Source organism: Actinomadura rubrisoli (assembly GCF_004349215.1).
GTDB classification, from domain to species: domain Bacteria; phylum Actinomycetota; class Actinomycetes; order Streptosporangiales; family Streptosporangiaceae; genus Spirillospora; species Spirillospora rubrisoli.
The window spans coordinates 42,898-59,925 of record NZ_SMKU01000004.1; the positions used below are offsets into that span (position 1 = coordinate 42,898).

General features: G+C 72.5%; 13 protein-coding genes and 1 pseudogene. 2 read left to right on the plus strand and 12 right to left on the minus strand.

Annotated elements, in window-relative coordinates:
- The first annotated feature begins 210 nt into the window (after positions 1 to 210).
- Positions 211 to 603 carry a MerR family transcriptional regulator gene (locus E1298_RS02230; RefSeq protein WP_131889038.1) on the plus strand — a complete coding sequence of 131 codons (393 nt, stop codon included), beginning with the start codon at positions 211 to 213 and terminating at the stop codon, positions 601 to 603.
- Between the two features lie 5 nt (positions 604 to 608).
- Here E1298_RS02230 and E1298_RS02235 read toward each other — a convergent pair whose 3' ends face one another.
- The 5 genes from E1298_RS02235 to E1298_RS02255 all read right to left on the minus strand — a co-directional run bounded on the left by E1298_RS02235 (position 609) and on the right by E1298_RS02255 (position 6,743).
- On the minus strand, positions 609 to 2,069 hold the full coding sequence (locus E1298_RS02235; protein ID WP_131889039.1) for an MFS transporter: 1,461 nt from the start codon (positions 2,067 to 2,069) through the stop codon (positions 609 to 611).
- A complete protein-coding gene (locus tag E1298_RS02240; RefSeq protein WP_131889040.1) occupies positions 2,066 to 2,326 on the minus strand; it encodes a hypothetical protein in 261 nt (86 codons plus the stop codon). The genes E1298_RS02235 and E1298_RS02240 overlap by 4 nt, the downstream gene beginning before the upstream one ends.
- On the minus strand, positions 2,323 to 3,723 hold the full coding sequence (locus E1298_RS02245; RefSeq protein ID WP_131889041.1) for an amidase: 1,401 nt from the start codon (positions 3,721 to 3,723) through the stop codon (positions 2,323 to 2,325). The genes E1298_RS02240 and E1298_RS02245 overlap by 4 nt, the downstream gene beginning before the upstream one ends.
- A gap of 150 nt (positions 3,724 to 3,873) precedes the next feature.
- Positions 3,874 to 5,265 (minus strand): S41 family peptidase, encoded by a 1,392-nt coding sequence (locus E1298_RS02250; protein WP_165975261.1) that lies wholly within the window; start codon positions 5,263 to 5,265, stop codon positions 3,874 to 3,876.
- A gap of 122 nt (positions 5,266 to 5,387) precedes the next feature.
- Entirely contained in the window at positions 5,388 to 6,743 is a 1,356-nt protein-coding gene (locus tag E1298_RS02255) for a cytochrome P450 (RefSeq protein ID WP_131889043.1), read from the minus strand.
- Positions 6,744 to 7,154: 411 nt separating this feature from the next.
- Between E1298_RS02255 and E1298_RS02260 the strand changes: the two genes are divergently transcribed.
- The gene (locus E1298_RS02260; RefSeq protein ID WP_131889044.1) at positions 7,155 to 7,562 is read left to right on the plus strand and encodes a spore-associated protein; all 408 of its coding nucleotides are present in this window, start codon (positions 7,155 to 7,157) and stop codon (positions 7,560 to 7,562) included.
- 79 nt (positions 7,563 to 7,641) lie between these two features.
- On the opposite strand, the gene E1298_RS02265 is transcribed toward E1298_RS02260, so the two are convergent.
- The 7 genes and pseudogenes from E1298_RS02265 to E1298_RS02290 form a co-directional block, all read right to left on the minus strand.
- On the minus strand, positions 7,642 to 9,255 hold the full coding sequence (locus E1298_RS02265) for a peptide ABC transporter substrate-binding protein (RefSeq protein ID WP_165975262.1): 1,614 nt from the start codon (positions 9,253 to 9,255) through the stop codon (positions 7,642 to 7,644).
- Between the two features lie 53 nt (positions 9,256 to 9,308).
- Positions 9,309 to 12,065: an AfsR/SARP family transcriptional regulator gene (locus E1298_RS02270; RefSeq protein ID WP_165975263.1), complete on the minus strand. Its 2,757-nt coding sequence runs from the start codon at positions 12,063 to 12,065 to the stop codon at positions 9,309 to 9,311.
- Between the two features lie 278 nt (positions 12,066 to 12,343).
- Positions 12,344 to 12,700 (minus strand): annotated as a pseudogene (locus E1298_RS50095) (aldehyde dehydrogenase family protein); the annotation flags it as partial.
- Complete coding sequence (locus tag E1298_RS50100) at positions 12,664 to 13,059, minus strand: aldehyde dehydrogenase family protein (protein ID WP_243725342.1); 396 nt, start codon at positions 13,057 to 13,059, stop codon at positions 12,664 to 12,666. The gene E1298_RS50100 and the pseudogene E1298_RS50095, both read right to left, overlap by 37 nt.
- Positions 13,056 to 14,051 (minus strand): agmatinase, encoded by a 996-nt coding sequence (gene speB, locus E1298_RS02280; protein ID WP_131889047.1) that lies wholly within the window; start codon positions 14,049 to 14,051, stop codon positions 13,056 to 13,058. The genes E1298_RS50100 and speB overlap by 4 nt, the downstream gene beginning before the upstream one ends.
- Complete coding sequence (locus E1298_RS02285; RefSeq protein ID WP_131889048.1) at positions 14,048 to 15,343, minus strand: flavin monoamine oxidase family protein; 1,296 nt, start codon at positions 15,341 to 15,343, stop codon at positions 14,048 to 14,050. The genes speB and E1298_RS02285 overlap by 4 nt, the downstream gene beginning before the upstream one ends.
- Before the next feature lie 145 nt (positions 15,344 to 15,488).
- Entirely contained in the window at positions 15,489 to 17,000 is a 1,512-nt protein-coding gene (locus tag E1298_RS02290; protein ID WP_131889049.1) for a PucR family transcriptional regulator, read from the minus strand.
- Positions 17,001 to 17,028: the final 28 nt, after the last annotated feature.

A 17,028-nucleotide genomic window follows, 5' to 3' on the forward strand; every position in this document is an offset into this window, starting at 1 on the left:
TGTCGACGACTTGTCGTGATGTGAGGCCGAAAGTATCGAGCGTCACAATGCTTGACCGATGCTGAATACATGGAGTCGCGCGAAGGCCAGACCGTGCATCTGCCGGAATGCCGGACCACCGACGAAAGAGGCCAGGTCGCCGGCACCGGTGCCCGTGGGAACCTTGGCGTCGGTGGGCGCGGCCAGCCGTCCACGCCCGACAATGGGGGCATGGACGAGCTGACGCCGATACGGAAGGTGGCCGACTGGTTCGCGCTGCCCATCTCCACGTTGCACTACTGGGAGCGGCGCGGGCTGCTGGAGCCCCACCGGCGGTCCGGGCGGCGCTACTTCGACTCCGAGCAGGTCTACCGGGTGGCGTTGATCAAGCTGTGGCGGGAGACCGGGCTGATGTCCATCGAGGAGATCGACGCCCTGCTGCGCCGGGGCGGGCCGGACACGGCGTGGCGGGAGACCGTGCACGGCCGCATCGCGGCGCTGGAGGCGCGCATCGCCCGGCTGGACGCGGCGCGCGCCTATCTCGGCCACCTCCTCTCCTGCCCCCACGGGGACGATCTGGAGAAGTGCCCGGAGTTCCGGGAGGCCGTCTCCGTGCCCTCCTGAGCCGGTCACCGGGAACGGGGCATGGCCAGGGCCGCCACGAGCGCGGCGGCGGCCACGCAGCCGGCGGAGACGAGGAAGGCGACGGTGTGGCCGTGGGCCAGCGCGGACGGGGCGTCCGCACCGCCCCGTCCCGGATGCGCGGCGGCCCAGCCCGCCGCCGCCGAGGCCGAGACCGTGCTGAGCACGGCGAGCCCGATCGCCCCGCTGGTCTGCCGGACGGTGTTCAGCACGCCCGCGGCCAGCCCGTTCCTCGACGGGGGGACGCCGCTGGTGGCCGCGACCGTGATCGGGGTGAACGCGGCGGCGGTCCCGAAGCCGAAGACACCGCCGGACACCACCACCGTCATCACGTAGGAGCCGTCCACGCCGAGGAACGCCGCCACCCCGGCGAACCCGGCCGCGCCGAGCAGGCAGCACGACACGGCCGCGCGGCGCGGGCCGAGGCGGACCGTCAGCGGGCCCGCCGCCTGGGCGCCCGCGAACATCGCGACGCCGACCGGCAGGTAGCCGAGCCCAGCCCGCAGCGGCGACCAGCCGTGCACGTCCTGGAGGTACAGCGACAGCAGGATCGGGCTGGCGAAGAAGCCCAGGCCGAGCAGGAACATCACCACGTTGCCGCTGCTGACCGCGCGCGACCGGAAGACGTCCAGCGCCACCAGCGGCTCCCGGGCCCACCGCGCCTGGTGCAGCAGGAAGATCCCCAGCAGCGCGAACCCGCCGGCCAACGCGCCCATGACCTCAAGGCTCGTCCAGCCCGCGACGGCGGCGCGCATCAGCGCGTACACCACGCCGGTCAGCCCGGCGGTGACCAGCGCGGCGCCCACCACGTCCAGCCGGGGACGGCGGCCGGGCACGTCGTGCCGCGGCAGGCCGCGCGCGGCGCCCGCGAGGGTGAGCGCCCCGACCGGGACGGTCACGAAGAACACCCATCGCCAGCCCGCCCACTGGGTGAGGACCCCGCCGATCACGGGACCGGACGCGGCGCCGATCGCGCCGACCGCGCTCCACGTGCCCAGCGCCCGCGCGCGCCTGGCCGGGTCGGTGAACGTCGTGGTCAGCAGCGACAGCGTCACCGGCATCAGCAGTGCCCCGCCGAGGCCCTGCACCGCCCTCGCGGCCAGCAGCATCTCCGGCGTGACGGCGAGGCCGCCGAGGACCCGCGCGGCGGTGAAGACCGCCATCCCGGTGAGCAGCATCGCGCGGCGGCCGAACACGTCCGCGCACCGGCCGCCGAGCAGCAGGAAGCCCGCGAAGGCGAGGGTGTAGGCGTTGACCACCCAGGGCAGGGTGGCCGGTGAGAACCCGAGCGAGGCACGGATGTCGGGCAGCGCCACCGACACGATGGTGGCGTCCAAGATGACGACGAACGACCCCGCGCAGGCCAGCGCCATCACCAGCCGCTCGTGCCGCCGGGCGCCCTCCTGCGGCGATGCCGGAGCCCGTTCCGCGTGAGCCTGCGGCCTCATGCCGGGTCCTCGTCCTCGTCCGGACGGACGGAGACGCGGCGGTCCAGTACGGGCCGGGCGTAGCGCGCCGCGGGCACATCGAACAGGCCGTCGATGGCCGGACGCAGCGTGACGTAGGACGCGACGAGCCCGGCGATCTCCCGCTCGTCCGCGGGGAGCCCGGCGGCGGCCAGCAGGCTGCGCACCCTGACGGCCGCGTCGCGGTGCGCGGCGGTCGCTTCGTGCGGTGCGGCGGTCTCTTCGTGCGGCGTGGTCACGCGCTCATCTCCTCAGCCGTGTCCAGGACGGGGATGCGGCGGTGCCAGCCGGTGTGCCGCTGGAACGCGTCCCCGACCCGCAGGATCGCGGCCTCGCCCGCCACCGGGCCCGCGATCTGCATCGACAGCGGCAGCCCGGACGCGGTGCGGCCCATCGGCACCGCGAGCACGGGGTTGGCCAGCGGATTCCAGTACGGGGTGTGGATCTTCCCGAACACGCCCGCGTCGTCCTGGTGGCCCGCCTCGTCGGCCAGCGCGTCGAACGGCGGCGCGCCGATCGACGCGGTCGGGCACACGATCACGTCGACCTCCGCGAACAACGCGTCCACGGCGCGCTGCGCCACCCGCCGGACCCGCTGCGCCTGGACGTACTCCGCGCCCGAGACCAGCGCGCCCTTCGCCAGCAGGCCCCGCGAGGCCGTGAAGTAGTCGTCCCAGCGGCGGGACAGGTCGGCGCGGTGGTAGGCCAGGCCCTCACTGGCGGCGGTCACGAAGAGCGCGGTGATCAGCTCCCGCCAGTACGGCAGCCTGGTCTCCGCCGGGACGGCCCCCAGCCCGGCCAGCACCGCCACGGCCTCGTCGAACGCCGCGGGCACCGCCGGGTCGCCGTCCGGGGGGAAGTGGTGCTCCCGCACGACGCCGACCCGCAGCCCGGTCAGGTCCCCGTCGAACGGGGGCTCGGCGAACGGGACGTCCGTCCGGTCGGCGATCACGTTCAGCACCGCGGAGCAATCGCGGGCGCTGCGGGCCATCGGGCCGACGCGGTCCAGGCTGTACGCGAGCGGCACGCATCCGGCGCCGGGGACCCGCCCGAACGTCGGCATCAGCCCGCTGACCCCGCAGAACGCGGCGGGCATGCGGATGCTCCCGCCAGTGTCGCCGCCGAGCCCGGCGAGGAACATCCCCGTCGCGATGCCGCTGCCCGTTCCCGAGCTGGAACCCCCGGCCCAGGACTCGGTCCGCCAGGGGTTGCGCGGGAACGGGAACGGCTTGCCCGCCTCCGGAAGCCCGCAGCCGAACTCCATCGCGGTCGTCTTCCCGGTGAAGACCGCACCGGCCGCGCGGAGCCGGGCCACCGCGAGGGCGTCCCGTCCCGCTCCCCAGGCGGGGTCGAGGACGAGGCTCTGCGCGGTGGTCGGCCCGTCCGCCACGGCGATGGTGTCCTTGACGCCGAACGGGATGCCGTGCAGCGGCCCCCGGTCGAGCCCGCCCGCCAGTTCCTCGTCGGCGCGCCGGGCCGCCGCGAGCGCCCGCTCGTCGAACCGCGCGAGGTACACCCCGAGCGACGCGTCGGACCGTTCGGCCGCGGCGATCGCCGCCTCGGTCAGCCCGACGCTGGTCACCGTCCCGTCGCGCAGCGCCTGCGCGGCCTCGGTCAGGGTCGACGCTTCGATCACGTTCCACCTCCGTAACGCCGCCCTGGCGGCCGGCAGAACGCAACCCTCCTAACTCAACCCGGGTTGAGCGCAACCGCGTGTGATCAACGTCTCCCGGCGCGGACGCCCCCGCCCGGCCGGCGATGCCGACAGGGTGGACGACGCGATCTCTTACGAGAGGATCTGACGAGCCTTGGCGATGCCCGAGTCGCGGTTGCGGTCCAGCTCGTCATCGGTGAAGACGGGCGTGCGGATGTCGGGCGCGATGCCGGGGCCCTCGAAACTGTGGCCAGTGCCGTCGGTGTAGCGCTCGTTGCCCAGGCCGAACGCCCAGCCGTTGGGCAGCAGGCCGGTCAGGACGTCGGAGAACACGCCCTGGGTGCTGCGGCCGATCCGGGTCGGCTTGGGCGTGCGGCCCATCATCGCCTGGGTGAAGGTCTCGGCGGCGCTGACCGACAGGTCGCTGGTCAGCATCGCCACCGGCCCGCGATAGGCCGGTGCGTGCGCGGGCCGGACGGTGACCCGCTGCGGCTTGGTGAAGCGCGTGGGGTTCTTCGGGTCGTTGCGGGCCGCCTTGACGTAGCCGAGGTAGGGCTTGTCGGTCAGGCGGGCGGCGACTTGCAGGCCCAGCGCGTCGAAGCCTCCGCCGTTGTTGCGCACGTCGATGATGAGCCCCTTCATCGTGCGCACGCGCGACTTGGTGAACACCGCGTTGAGCGCCCGGTCGAGCTCGGCGCGGTCGTCGACGTAGAAGATGTCGTCCTCGCTGCGGCCCTTGTAGGCGACGAACCGGTTCAGCCTGAGGTACCCGATCCGGCCCGGCAGGTCGGCGTAGGAGATCTGGTCGTTGCCCCAGGACTTCAGCGGCACTCCGAGGTAGGTGCCGATCGCCTTGTTGGTCCTGGCGGTGAACTCGTTGGATCCCGTCCTGGTGCCGGGGCGCAGGCCCTCGAATTCGCCGATGTCCTCGGCCTCCAGGGACGTGTGCGCGTCTCCGAGCGGCGTCGTCATCTCGACGAGGATCTTGTACAGCTCTTCGCCGCTGGTGTCGGGGCGCACCTGGGGCCGGTACTTCGCGCGGGCCGCCTGCCAGTCCACCTTCCTGGACGCGAAGAACGGGTAGTTCTCCGCGTAGGTCGTCCAGTAGATGTCGAAGACCGTCAACGGGTCCTTGGGCGCCGGCTTGCCGCAGCGGGCGGGCAGTGCGGAGATCTTGTCGAGGACGATCGGTCCCGCCGAGCCGAGCGCCAGGAGGCGGGCGCGGTCCCGGCCGGTCGGGGTGAAGACCAGCTCCGGCCGTCCCTTCCGGCCGAACTGCACCCCCTTCGAGACGGGCGCCCCGGGGAGCCGGGCGGAGTTGATGTCGCCGGGCAGGCAGCTGATCGAGGTGGTCTGGTAGGACGTCAGCTTTCCTTTCTTGACGACGAAGATGTAGTTGTAGCCCTCGCTGCGCCACACCCCGTCGATTCCCTTGGCCGCCGCCTCGGCAGGGGCGACGGCCGCCGTCAGGGCGAGCGCCGCCACGGCGGCCGCGCTCATGCTGATGATTCCCGTGATCTTCATGGCGACCACGCTATTGAGGGCCCGGTCCGGAAAGCGTCCTCCGAGCCGCCGATTCACCGTCATCCGCGAGGGGTACGGGCCCGCTGACGATCGTTCAGGGACCCGCCGTGCCGGTGGCGGGTTCAGGTGCGTGACGTGAGGTTCATGTGGATGTCCTCGGCGGCCCACAGCACGAAGCGTTCGACGGGCGTGACCGTCCGGCCGGGCGCCGGCCGGAATCGGAATCGCTTCAGCAGGACGGCCAGGACGAGTTCGGCCTCGACCATCGCCAGGGCGGCGCCTTCACAGCTGCGCGGGCCGAGCCCGAACGGAATGTAGGCGAGCCGCGGACGCCCCGCCGACGCCTCCGGCGCGAACCGGTCGGGGTCGAAGACCTGCGGGTCCGGCCAGTACTCGGGGTTCATGTGGACGGCCCAGAACGGATAGAAGATGGTCGTACCCGCTGAAACGGCGTACTCGCCGAGAACGAGGTCCTCGGTGGCCTCCCGTGCGCCGTACGGCCCCGGCGGATAGAGCCTCATCGCCTCTTTGAGCGCCCGGTCCAGGAGGGTCAGCTTCCTGAGATCGCCGTACTCGGGCACGGCACGCTCGCCCAGCACCTCGTCCACCTGGGCGGCGACGCGCTCGGCCACGTCCGGGTGCTGGGCCAGCAGGTACAGCATCCAGGAGATGGCGACGCCGGTGGTGTGGTGGGCGGCCAGCATGGTCATCAGCACCGTGTCGCGGATCCGCGCCGGGGACTCCCCCGCCTCGGCCAAGGCCGCGATCAGATCGCTCCGCCCGCCCTGCCGGCCCGTCCCGGGCTCGCGGTGCGCGGCGAGGACCCGGTCGACGGTCGCCCGCAGGTAGGCCAGGGCCTCCTCGGCGCGGACGCGGCGCTCCTCCTCTGTGCCCGGCATGTCCGTCTGGTACAGCCGCGCCAGATTCTCGATGAGCACGTCCTCGAAGGCCGACACGACCCGTCCGGCGGACTCCGCGGACGCGAGGCCGCTGCCGAGCGCGTACTCGCAGATCATTCGAAGCGACAGCTCGCTCAGGTCCTTCTGCAAGGCGACCGGACCGGCGCCGGCCTGCCCCGCCCAGCGGTCGGCCATCTCGGTCGTCAAGGCGGTGAACCGGGCGAAGTGCGCTTCATGCGAGGGCCGTCCGGCCAGCACCGCCAGCAGCACCCGCCGCCACGGACCGTGTTCATGGGCGGGGATCGTCTGCAGGTTGCCCGACTCCTGCAGGGGCGCCAGGAACTCGAACAGCTCTTCCGGCCGCTTGTTGATCTTCGCGGTGGCCTCCAGCAGGACGGGATCGGCGACCGACACCGCCAGCCCCGCGCCCGGCAGCGGGAACCGCACCACCGGCCCGTACTCGGCATGCAGGTGCAGCTGGTAGTTGTGCAACCCTCCCGCGGCCACGATGGCGTCGGCGCCGTCGCCTTCCGCAGGCGGCCCAGGGATCGGCGATGGGGTCATACCGTTGTCTCGCATTCGTGCTCTCCCACGTCCAGGGTCTCCCATGCTTGCATGCCCGCACGCGCCGCCACGGGCCGCAAATATAGCCCAGATCAGGCGATAAGTCGCTATACCCGGACTCCACCACCCCAATGGAAACGCTTCAATCATTACCCAGCGTCCGCGTCGCGTATGCCGCTGTGACCAGTTCTCGGCGTTCATCTGAACGTCACCGACCTGCTTGTTGACATTGCAAGAAGATGGGGTCTTTTCGCCCGGGGCGAGAATATGTCGCTGCGCGTTTCCGCTGGGTGATTGGGTCCCGACCTGGGCCCTGGGGCCTATGCCTCCATGATCCACCGCGATTACCGTCATCAATGTCATGGGATCGGAATTGCGTTCGTGGGCGGCCATGGATCGGGCGCGGTCATCGAGAAGGGACCAGTAATGAGGAAAGCACTCTCCGCTCTGGCGGTCGTCGGCACTGCCGCGGGGGCACTCACCTTCGCGGCCGGGCCGGCGAGCGCGGACCCCGGTAGCAGCTATTGCGGATCCGGCTACCGGACGGTGGACTCGCACACCCTCTACGGCGGGAGCAACTCCGCGACCATTTACCTGACCTACAACTCGGGGAATGGCTACAACTGCACGGTCACCGTTCTCAACAATCCCGGCTACCGGTACTACCTGTCGACCTTCGTCCAGACCGGGTCGGCCAGGGACAGCGACTCCGGCGAGTTCTCCAGGTACGCGGGACCGACCTACGTCTACGGCCGGAACCAGTGCGTGAAGTGGGGCGGCCAGCTCGACGTCGACCCCGGCACCTACTGGGAGAGCCCCTGGCACCACTGCTGACCACGCGTCAAGGCCGAGCCGGACCAGTCCCCGGGCCTAGAAGAGGGAGAATCGCCCGGGGACTGGAAGGTCCTCCGCGTCATTTGATGGCGATCCGGTCCAGGCGGACGAGGGGGAAGACGTAGGGGTCGACGTTGACGCCGGTGAGGCGCGCGGAATGGGCGGCGGTGTCCTGCCGGTTCCAGAGGGGGATGACGGGCAGGTCCTTGAACAGGACGTCCTCGGCCTGCTGGTAGAAGGGCAGGCTCTGGCTCATCGACGGGGCGGCGTCGCCCTTGGAGATGAGACCTCTGCAGGCGCTGCCGTCGTATTCCTGGCGGTTGCCGGCGGAGCAGCGGGCGGTCAGGTAGTTCTCCGCGCCGGGGTAGTCCATGACCCAGGTGGCCCGGTACGGTCCGGTCGCCCCGTGGCGTTGCAGCATGGGCAGGTAGTCCGCCTGCGGGACCACGCGCAGCTTGATGTCGCCGATGCCGAGGTTCTGCCGGAGCTGGTTGGCCACGTCGACCATCCATTGCTGGTCGGTGGAGTCCTGCCGGGCGACGCTGAGTTCCAAGGGGCCGTGCCAGCCGCCGGCCTTCCCGAGGAGCCGCCTGGCCTTCTGCGGCTGGTAGGTGCAGGTCTCACCGCAGGCGTTGGGACGGTAGCCGGGCACGATGGGCGGCAGGATGGTGCCGGTCGGGCGGTACCGGCCGTTGTAGACGCCGTTCACGATGGCCTGCCGGTCGATCGCCATGGAGATCGCACGGCGCAGGTCCGGATTCTGGAACCGTTTGTCGTACAACGGGAATTCCAGATACTCCATGGTGCTGCTGGGAACGGCGCGGAAGCGGCCTTTCATCTCGCGCTGGGCGCGGGGCACCAGCGGCGCGGGGATCGATCTCATGATGTCGACCCGGCCGGCGAGCAGATCGGTGAAGGCGGTTTCCCGTGTCGCATAGATCTTGAAGGTGATCCCGTCGGTGCGCGCCGGACGGATGCCGTGGTACCTGGCGTTCTTTCTGACTTTGATCTGCCGGTTGTGCTGCCAGGCGCCGTCCATCTGAAAGGGGCCGTTCCCGATGGGCGCCCGGTCGAATCCCTTCAGGTCGGCGAACGCGGCTCGCGGCAGCGGCGCGAAGCCCAGGAATGCCAGCGTCAGCGGGAACTGGCTGAACGGCGCGGACAGTCTGACCTGGAAGGTCCGCCCGTCGCGGACCTTGAGCCCGGCGAGTGCCCTGGTGCGCGGCGCGGGCGCGGAGCGGGGGCCCTTCCCGTCGGGGTCTTGGGGGTTCAGGGCGTCGTAGCCGTCGATATGGGCGAAGTAGAAGCCGTTCACCCAGGCGTTGGGGCCGTAGGCGGCGGCGTTCCAGGCGTTGACGTAGCTGTGCGCGGTGACCGGCTCGCCGTTGTGGAAGGTGAGCCCCGGCTTGATCTTGATCGTCCAGGTCCGCTGGTCGGGGCTGGTGATCGACTCGGCTTCGTCGTTGTCCGGCCGCCCGGACGGGCTGATCCGGGTCAGCGTGTCGAACAGGGCGTCCAGCACGTACAGCCCCTGCACGCTGGTCTCCCGGCCGGGAGTCAGGTGGGTCGGCTCCAGGCTGGCGTAGGAGAACGTCTTTCCGCTTCCGCCGGGTGGGTCCCCAGCGCAGGCGGACGCCGCCAGGGCGGATAACAGGACGGCGAGCCAGGCGGGCGAGGCGGAGAGGGCCGTCACCGGTGTAGGGCGCACGAGACGGCGGGGAGTCGGGAGCATGGGGCACACGGCCTTCAGGTGTTGAGCCGGATGATTGCAGGGGTGTCGGGGATCGGCTGGGACAGCAGGGTGTCCGCTTGCGCGGGAGCCAGGAGCCTCGTGTCGGCGAGAATGGCGATGGACCGGTTCCAGTAGTCGCGTGCCCGCTGGGTGTGGCCGAGCGTGTTGTGGGCCTGTCCGAGTCCCCAGAGCTGTTCGGCCTCGTTGTACAGGTCGGCGATGCCGCGGAAGAGGTCCAGGCCCCGCTGGTGGTGGGCGATGGCCAGGTCCGGCTCGTGGGAGCGCTGGTGGGCCCACGCCAGGTTGCTGACCGCGACGGCCTCCCCGAAGTGGTCGCCGAATTCCTCGTTGATGAGCATCGACCGCCGGTGGTAGTCGATGGCGCGGTGGAAGTTCCGCAGGCCCTGGTGGGTGAGGCCGAGGTAGTTGAGCGCGACGGCCTCGTTGACCCGGTCGCCGATCGCGCGGCTCAGCGCCAGCCCCATCTCCAGGTCGGCGACCGCCTGGTCGAAATGCCCCTGCTGGCGGTGGATGATCCCGAAGATGGTGACGCATTTGGCCTCTCCGATGCGGTCTCCCACGGCACGCCAGAGGTCCAGGGCCCGCTTGGTGTAGACGATGGCGTCCGGCAGCACACCGTCGTAGAGGTTGATGTTGGCGGTGTCCTCCAAGGCGAGTGCCCGGCGGCGGTCGTCGCCGATGCGGTCGGCGGCGCGCATGGCCAGATGGGCGAGCGCGAGCCGGTCGGGGATGTGACCGCGGTTGGCCAGCGGACGGAACAGGGCGGCCGCCAGCCGCACCGCCTGGACGGGCAGGGCGCCGGAGAGGTCGGCGGCCGCGCCGACGGTGGCGATCAGGTTGGCGCGCTCTTGCTCGGCCCAGCCGATCGCCTGCGCCGCGGTCGACAGGCCCTCCACGATCGGGCCCGGGTGCGCGCGGGCGCCGGTGAGATGCCGCCAGTCGGACGGGTTGCGCAGCCTGGTCGCGTGCTGGGCCGCGGAGAGGTAGCAGTCCACCAGACGGCCGAGCGCGACGTACCGCCCCTGCTCGGACTCATCGCGGTCGGCCAGGCGGCGCGCGTACCGGCCGACCAGCGGGTGCAGGCGGTAGCGGCCCGCGACGGCCTGCTGGACGAGGTGCTCGTCCAGCAGCGATTCCAGGACCGCCTCGGCCTGCGGGGGCGAGACGTCGGCCAGCGCCGCCGCGGACACCGCGGTGACGTCCTCACCCGGGTGCAGGCTGATCATCCGGAAGATGCGCCGCTGCTGGGCGGGCAGCTGGTAGTACGAGGCGTCGAACGAGTCCGGCACGGACCGCTCGCGCACCGACAGCCGTCCGAGCAGGCCGCCCTCGGCGATGAGCCGCCCCAGAACGTACCGCGGTGTCCACGCCGGACGGGCCTGCAACTGCCGGGCCACCGCGGCGAGCGCGCTGGGCAGGCCGCCGCACACCTCGACGATCCGGGCGGCGGCGCCGGGGTCGGCCGCGACCCTGTCCCGGCCGGAGATCCGGGCCAGCAGCTCGACCGCCTCCCCCGTCGGCAGCGGTTCGAGCGTCATGGGCTCGACGCCGTCCAGGCCGGACAGGGCGCGCCGGCTGGTGATCAGGACCAGGCTGCCGGGCCCCCCGGGCAGCAGCGGGCGCACCTGGGCCTCGGTGGCCGCGTCGTCCAGCACGACCAGCGCCCTTCTCCCCGCGAGGCGGCTGCGGTAGAGCGCCGCCCGGTCGGGCACCGAGGCCGGGACCTGGCCGGCGGGCACTCCGAGCGCCCGCAGGAAATCGTCCAGGACGGCTCCGGGATCGGCCGCCGACCGGTCCGGCTCGCACCCTCGCAGCTCGGCCCACAGCTGGATCTCATCGAACCGGCCTTGGGCGACGAGGTGGTGTGCGGCCCGCACCGCCAGCCGGGTCTTGCCCACCCCGGCCATCCCCTGGATCGCCACGACCGTGACCTGGGGGCCGTCATCGCCCATGGCGTCCACCAGCTTCCGCAGGTAGCGCAGGTCGGCGGCCCGGCCGGTGAACTCGGCGACGTCCCTCGGCAGCTGGCGGACGGCACCGGGCACGACGGGGCGCGTATCCGGGGACGGCTCGTCACCGGGGATCGCCGGTTCGGGGCCGGGCGTCTGCTGCTTTCGCGCGTTCAGGTAGGCGCGGTGAAGGACCTCGGAGGGCTCCACCTCCAGCTCTTCGGCGAGCCTGCCGCGGACGGCCTGGTAATGCCGCACCGCGTCGGCCCGCCGGCCGCACGCGTCCAGGAGCGTGACCACACCGGCCTGGACCGATTCCTCGAACGGGAGAACCGCGGCCAGCCGCTCCAGCTCCGGCAGGGCCCGGTCCGGTGCGCCGGACGCGATCGCCGCCTCGCACAGCCGGCCGGCGGCCTCCACACGGAGCCGCTGCAACCCGACCACGACTGGTTGATCGCTGAGCCACCGGTCCAGGCCGTCCAGCACCGGGCCGCGCCACAGGTCCAGCGCCTCTGACAATCCGTCCATGCGGGCGCGGGAGTCCCGCTGCTCGGAGGCCGCCGCGACGAGCGCGCGGAACCGGGCGGCGTCGACCTGCTGGTCCGCCAGGACGATCCGGTAGCCGCCGCCGGACCGCTTCAGGGCGGCGTCGAGCTCCAGACGCTCCTTCAGCCAGGCGCGGAGCCGGGACACCGCCGTGTGCAACGCCGACGCGGTCGCCCCGTCCAGCCCCCACGCGAACTCGGCCAGCAGGTCGTCGCGCACGACCTCGCCCGGCGTCAGCAGCAGCCCGCCGAGCACCCTGCAGATCCCCGCCCGCGGAAGCTCGACCCCCTCGCCACCACGCCGGACACGTAACGGCCCCAGAATTTCGAACGACGTTCGTGCCGATGGACCACTCTCCACCGTTACACCCCCCGGTGATCGCCAAAGAAGGCAACCCGACAATCCTCTCCCGCGGCGCCGCGGGCGGGCAATGAAACCACCTTGACACGTCCGGATCCGGCCATCAACAGATCGGGTAATGTCGGTTGGGACGCGATCAGTGGCCAAGGCATTTAAAAACTCAATCACCTGCGTCAGTGCTTGTGCATGACGTGCTTGACGCGGGTGTAGTCCTCCAGGCCGTAGTGCGAGAGGTCCTTGCCGTAGCCGGAACGTTTGAATCCGCCGTGCGGCATTTCGGGGACCAGCACCATGTGGGTGTTGATCCACACGCACCCGAAGTCCAGGCGCGCGGCCATGCGCATGACCCGTCCGTGGTCCGCGGTCCACACGCTCGACGCCAGGGCGTGGTCGACGCCGCACGCCAGCCGCAGCGCGTCCTCCTCGCCGGTGAACGGCTGGACGGTCAGCAACGGCGCGAAGTTCTCCTCGCGCACCACGGCGTCGTCCTGGGTCACCCCGGTGATGACGGTGGGCGCCAGGAAGTAGCCCCGGCGAAGAAGCGCAGGCAGTCGGCCGCGGCGAACACCTCTTCGGTGCGCGTGGTGGCGACGGGCTTGCCGGTGTTGCGGCATTCGGCGGCGACGAACTCGTCCGCCCGCCGTTCGAGCAGCTCGGCGCAGTGCAGCAGGGCCCGCTGGCGCCGGCCGGGCGGCGTGGCGCGCCAGACGTCGAACGCCTCGACCGCCGCCGCGTAGGCGTCGTGGACGTCCCGCTCGCCCGAGAGCGGTGCACTGCCGAACACCTCGCCGGTGCACGGGTCGACCAGGTCGGTGGCGCGTCCGTCCGCGGCGGGACGAAGCCGGCCGTTGACGACGTTGTGGACGGTCTCGAAGGCCGGCGCCGTCATCGGCCCGCCCCTTGCAGGACGGCCAGCAGGTCGTAGGTGACGTGCGCCGCCGCGATGCCGGTGATCTCGGCGTGGTCGTAGGCGGGGGCGACCTCGACGACGTCCGCCCCGACCAGGTTGAGCCCGTCCAGGCCGCGCAGCACTTCGAGGAGCTCGCGGCTGGACAGCCCGCCCGCCTCCGGCGTCCCGGTGCCGGGCGCGTGCGCCGGGTCGAGGACGTCGATGTCCACCGAGACGTACACCGGCCGGTCCCCCAGCCTGGCGCGGACGCGTCCGATGATGTCGTCGAGCGGCTGCCGGGCGAAGTCGCGGGCGTGGACGGCGGTGAACCCGAGCTTCTCGCTCTCGTCCAGGTCGAGCCGCGAGTACAGCGGGCCGCGGATGCCCACGTGCGTCGAGTGGGACAGGTCGATCAGCCCTTCCTCGCCGGCCCGGCGGAACGGCGTGCCGTGCGTGTAGGGGGCGCCGAAATAGGTGTCCCAGGTGTCCAGGTGCGCGTCGAAGTGCAGCACCGCGACCGGTCCGTGGCGCTCGTGCTGGACGCGCAGCAGCGGCAGCGCGATGGTGTGGTCGCCGCCGATGGTGATCAGGCGGCGCCGGGTGCCCGACAGCGAGCGCGCGGCGTCCTCGATCGCCCGGATCGCGGCGGCCAGGTCGAACGGGTTGACGCCGACGTCCCCCGCGTCGGCGACCTGCGACACCGCGAACGGCTCGACGTCCAAGGCGGGGTGGTAGGGGCGCAGCAGCCGGGAGCTCTGCCGCACGTGGCCGGGGCCGAACCGGGCGCCCGGACGGTAGCTGACCCCCGAATCGAAGGGGACGCCCCAGATCAGCACGTCGGCGTCGGGGACATCGGTGAGCCTGGGCAGCCGCGCGAACGTGGCGTCGCCCGCGTAGCGGGGGATCCGCGTCGCGTCGACCGGCCCGACGGGCGGGGCACCGGACGAGCCGGTCGGCGAGCCGGTGGGCGGGGTCTCCGGGGAGGTGGTCACAGGGTCTCCAGCAGTTCCGTCGCGGCGCGCCGGCCGCTGTCGATGGCGCCGTCGATGAAGCCGGGCCAGCGGTGCGCGGTGTGCGCCCCGGCGAAATGCACCAGGTTCTCCGGGGTGGCCAGATGGGTCTCGTACTTGGTGATCTGCCCGGCCCGGAACGTGGTCCACGTGCCCCGGGACCACGGGTCGTGGACCCAGTCGTGGGTGGCCGTGGCGACGACCTCCGCGTCCGGCGCGTACTCCCGGACGGCCCGCTGCACCGCCTGGACGTCGTCGCCGTCCACGTGATCGTGCCCGGGGGCGAAGCAGACCAGCACCACTCCCTCGGGGAGCGTGCGCATCGCCCCGACGTAGTCGAAGACCGTCCCCCAGCCGTAGCCGCTGAGGTCCTCGGGCACGTCGCGCGCCAGTGCCCACACCTTCTGCCCCTGGCCCGCGTGGTTCTCCTGGGAGATCGCCAGCTTCTCAGGGGCCAGCGCCGGCTCGAAGGCGATGTCCTGGAGCACGCCGAGCGGGACGGTGACCAGGACCCGCCGCGCCGTGACCTCGCCGCCGTCATGGGCGACGACCACGTGATCGGCGTCCTGGCGGACGGAGCGCACCGGGGAGGACAGCCTGATGTCGGCGCCGCTGTCGTCGGCCAGCGCCCGGGCCAGGGACGCGGTGCCGTCGGTGAACGTATGGCCGAGGACGCTGGCCTCGACCATGCCCCAGAGCGAGTTGTCCATCGCGGCCAGCCAGCGCAGCACGTCGAGGGCGGACCCGGTGTCGGCCGAGGCGTTGCCGCAGCCGCAGAACCAGGAGATCAGCAGCTCGCGCGCGTTGCCCTCCAGTCCCGCGTCGTCGGCCCACCGGCGGATCGGCACGTCGAGATCGTCCAGCCCCTGCTCCGACAGCGGGCGGTCCACGTCCAGGCGGGCGCCCGCGGCGAGCAGGACGCGGATCGCGTGTTCCAGCCGTCCCAGCTCGCCCGGGGGCACCGGCAGCAGCGTGTCGAGCACGGTGCCCCGGTCCGACCAGGTCATCCGGCCGGGCGGCTCGCTGTCGCTGATCGCGATCCCGTAGCGCCGCACCTCGGCGGAGACGAACGTCTGCCGCGGGACGATCCACGTGCCGCCCATCTCCAGGCCGTGCCCGCCGAACAGGTCCGTCCGGTACCAGGTGCGCCCCCCGATCCGGTCGCGCGCCTCCAGCACGCACACCCGCCTGCCCGCCGCCCCGAGGTCCCGGGCGGCGGTCAGGCCCGCGAAACCGGCGCCGACGATCACGACATCGACTTGCGGTTGGTTCATGGCCGGGACGCCTCCAGATGAGATGCACACGCACCGCCGAGCGCCGGTGCGCCCGATCACGCTACGTCGCCGTGATCGGCCGGTCGATCGACGGGACGTCCAACGTCCGCGGTCGGCCCTCTACGCCATGTCCAACGCGGCGGCGCTAGCGGTCGGGAGGCAGGGTGTGCGCCAGCGCCTCCCGGGCCTCCAGCGCGAGCCAGAACTCGTGCCGGGTGGCCGCCGAGGTCATCGCCTTCCCGGTGAGCCGCTCCACCCGGTCGATGCGGTTGCGCACCGTGTGCCGGTGCACGCCGAGCCGGTCGGCCGCGGTGTCCCAGACGCCGTTGGCCTCCAGCCACACCCGCAGCGTGGTGAGGATCTCCCCGCGGGGGTCGGCGGCGTCGACCGGGGCGAGCAGGGCGTCGGCGAACGCGGCCAGCAGGTCCGGCGGGCCGAGGGTGAGCAGGAGGCGGCCGATGGCGTGCTCGGTGGCCTCGGCGGGACGGCCGAGCCGCGCGCTCGGGGCGAGCAGGGAACGCGCCTGGCGCAGCGAGATCGCGGCGGTGCCCGGCCGGAAGCCGGACCCGATGCCGGTCGGACGGCCGGGCGCGAACCGCGCGAGCACCGCGGCCAGGTCCACGTCGTCGACCACCAGGGCCTCGACGATGTCGCCGTCGAACCGGACGAGCCCGCCCGGCAGCGCGACGGACAGGTCGGCCGCGAGGTCCTCCGCCTCGCCCCGCGGCGCCTGCACGGCCAGGCCGCGCAGGTGCTCGGTCGAGACGTCCAGGGCGGTGAGCAGCCGCTCGGCGCGCTCGTCGGACAGCTCGCCCGACACCAGCCGGCCCATCGCCGCGGTCCGCGCCCGCCGGTGCGGCTCGCGGGCCAGGTGCCGGCGCTCCAGCTCCATGGTCAGCAGGGAGACCAGCGCGGCGTCGACCAGCCGGGGTCCGGCGTCGGCCGAGCCGGCCAGCAGCGCGTGGCCGCGCAGGCGGCGGGCGCCGATCGGCCGCACCCCCACCGTGAGGTCCGCCGCGTCCACGACGGCACTGCCGCGGAGCCCGCGCGCGGTGATCTCTTCGAGGACCGTGCGGGCGGCGTCCAGCAGCCGCTCGGGGGCGGCGCCGACGGCGGCCAGTTGCCGGCCGAGGGCGTCGGTGACCACGGCCGCCCGTCCGGTGGCGTCCAGCCACACCTTGAGGATGGCGTCGAGGCCGCCGCCCGAGGCGGCGGCCACGGTGAGCCTGCGCTGGACGTCCGCGGTGTGCTCCAGGGCCCGCCTCTCCTCGGCGGCCCGCGCCGCGAACACGGCCTTGGTGACGGCGATGAACGGCACCTGGTCGGGTACCGTGAGCAGCGGAAGTCCCGCCTCCTCCGCCGCCTCGACCAGCGTCGCGGGCGGGTGCCGGTGGGGCTGCCCGTGGCCGAGCCCCAGGGCCAGGGCGGCGGCGCCGCCGTCGACCACGTCCTGGACGAACGCGCGGCAGGAGGCGGGGTCGACCGGCAGCACCAGGCCCGTCGTCATGAGCAGCTCGCCGCCCTGGAGCCACTCCCCCGGCCGCAGGAGCTCCGAGACGTGCGCCGCCTCGATCGCCTGCCGCCGTCCGCCCGCTCCGGCGACCAGGCTCAGCTGGAGCTCCCGGACGGCGAGCAGGTCCTCCACGGTGAACGGCATGGACATAGTGTCCAGCATCACACAGGCA

Excerpts from the sequence above, each read along its gene's own strand:
- E1298_RS02230 (WP_131889038.1), top strand. The coding sequence starts at position 211 with ATGGACGAGCTGACGCCGATACGGAAGGTGGCCGACTGGTTCGCGCTG.
- E1298_RS02235 (WP_131889039.1), bottom strand. The coding sequence starts at position 2,069 with ATGAGGCCGCAGGCTCACGCGGAACGGGCTCCGGCATCGCCGCAGGAG.
- E1298_RS02250 (WP_165975261.1), bottom strand. The coding sequence starts at position 5,265 with ATGAAGATCACGGGAATCATCAGCATGAGCGCGGCCGCCGTGGCGGCG.
- E1298_RS02255 (WP_131889043.1), bottom strand. The coding sequence starts at position 6,743 with ATGCGAGACAACGGTATGACCCCATCGCCGATCCCTGGGCCGCCTGCG.
- E1298_RS02260 (WP_131889044.1), top strand. The coding sequence starts at position 7,155 with ATGAGGAAAGCACTCTCCGCTCTGGCGGTCGTCGGCACTGCCGCGGGG.
- E1298_RS50100 (WP_243725342.1), bottom strand. The coding sequence starts at position 13,059 with ATGACGGCGCCGGCCTTCGAGACCGTCCACAACGTCGTCAACGGCCGG.
- E1298_RS02285 (WP_131889048.1), bottom strand. The coding sequence starts at position 15,343 with ATGAACCAACCGCAAGTCGATGTCGTGATCGTCGGCGCCGGTTTCGCG.
- E1298_RS02290 (WP_131889049.1), bottom strand. The coding sequence starts at position 17,000 with ATGCCGTTCACCGTGGAGGACCTGCTCGCCGTCCGGGAGCTCCAGCTG.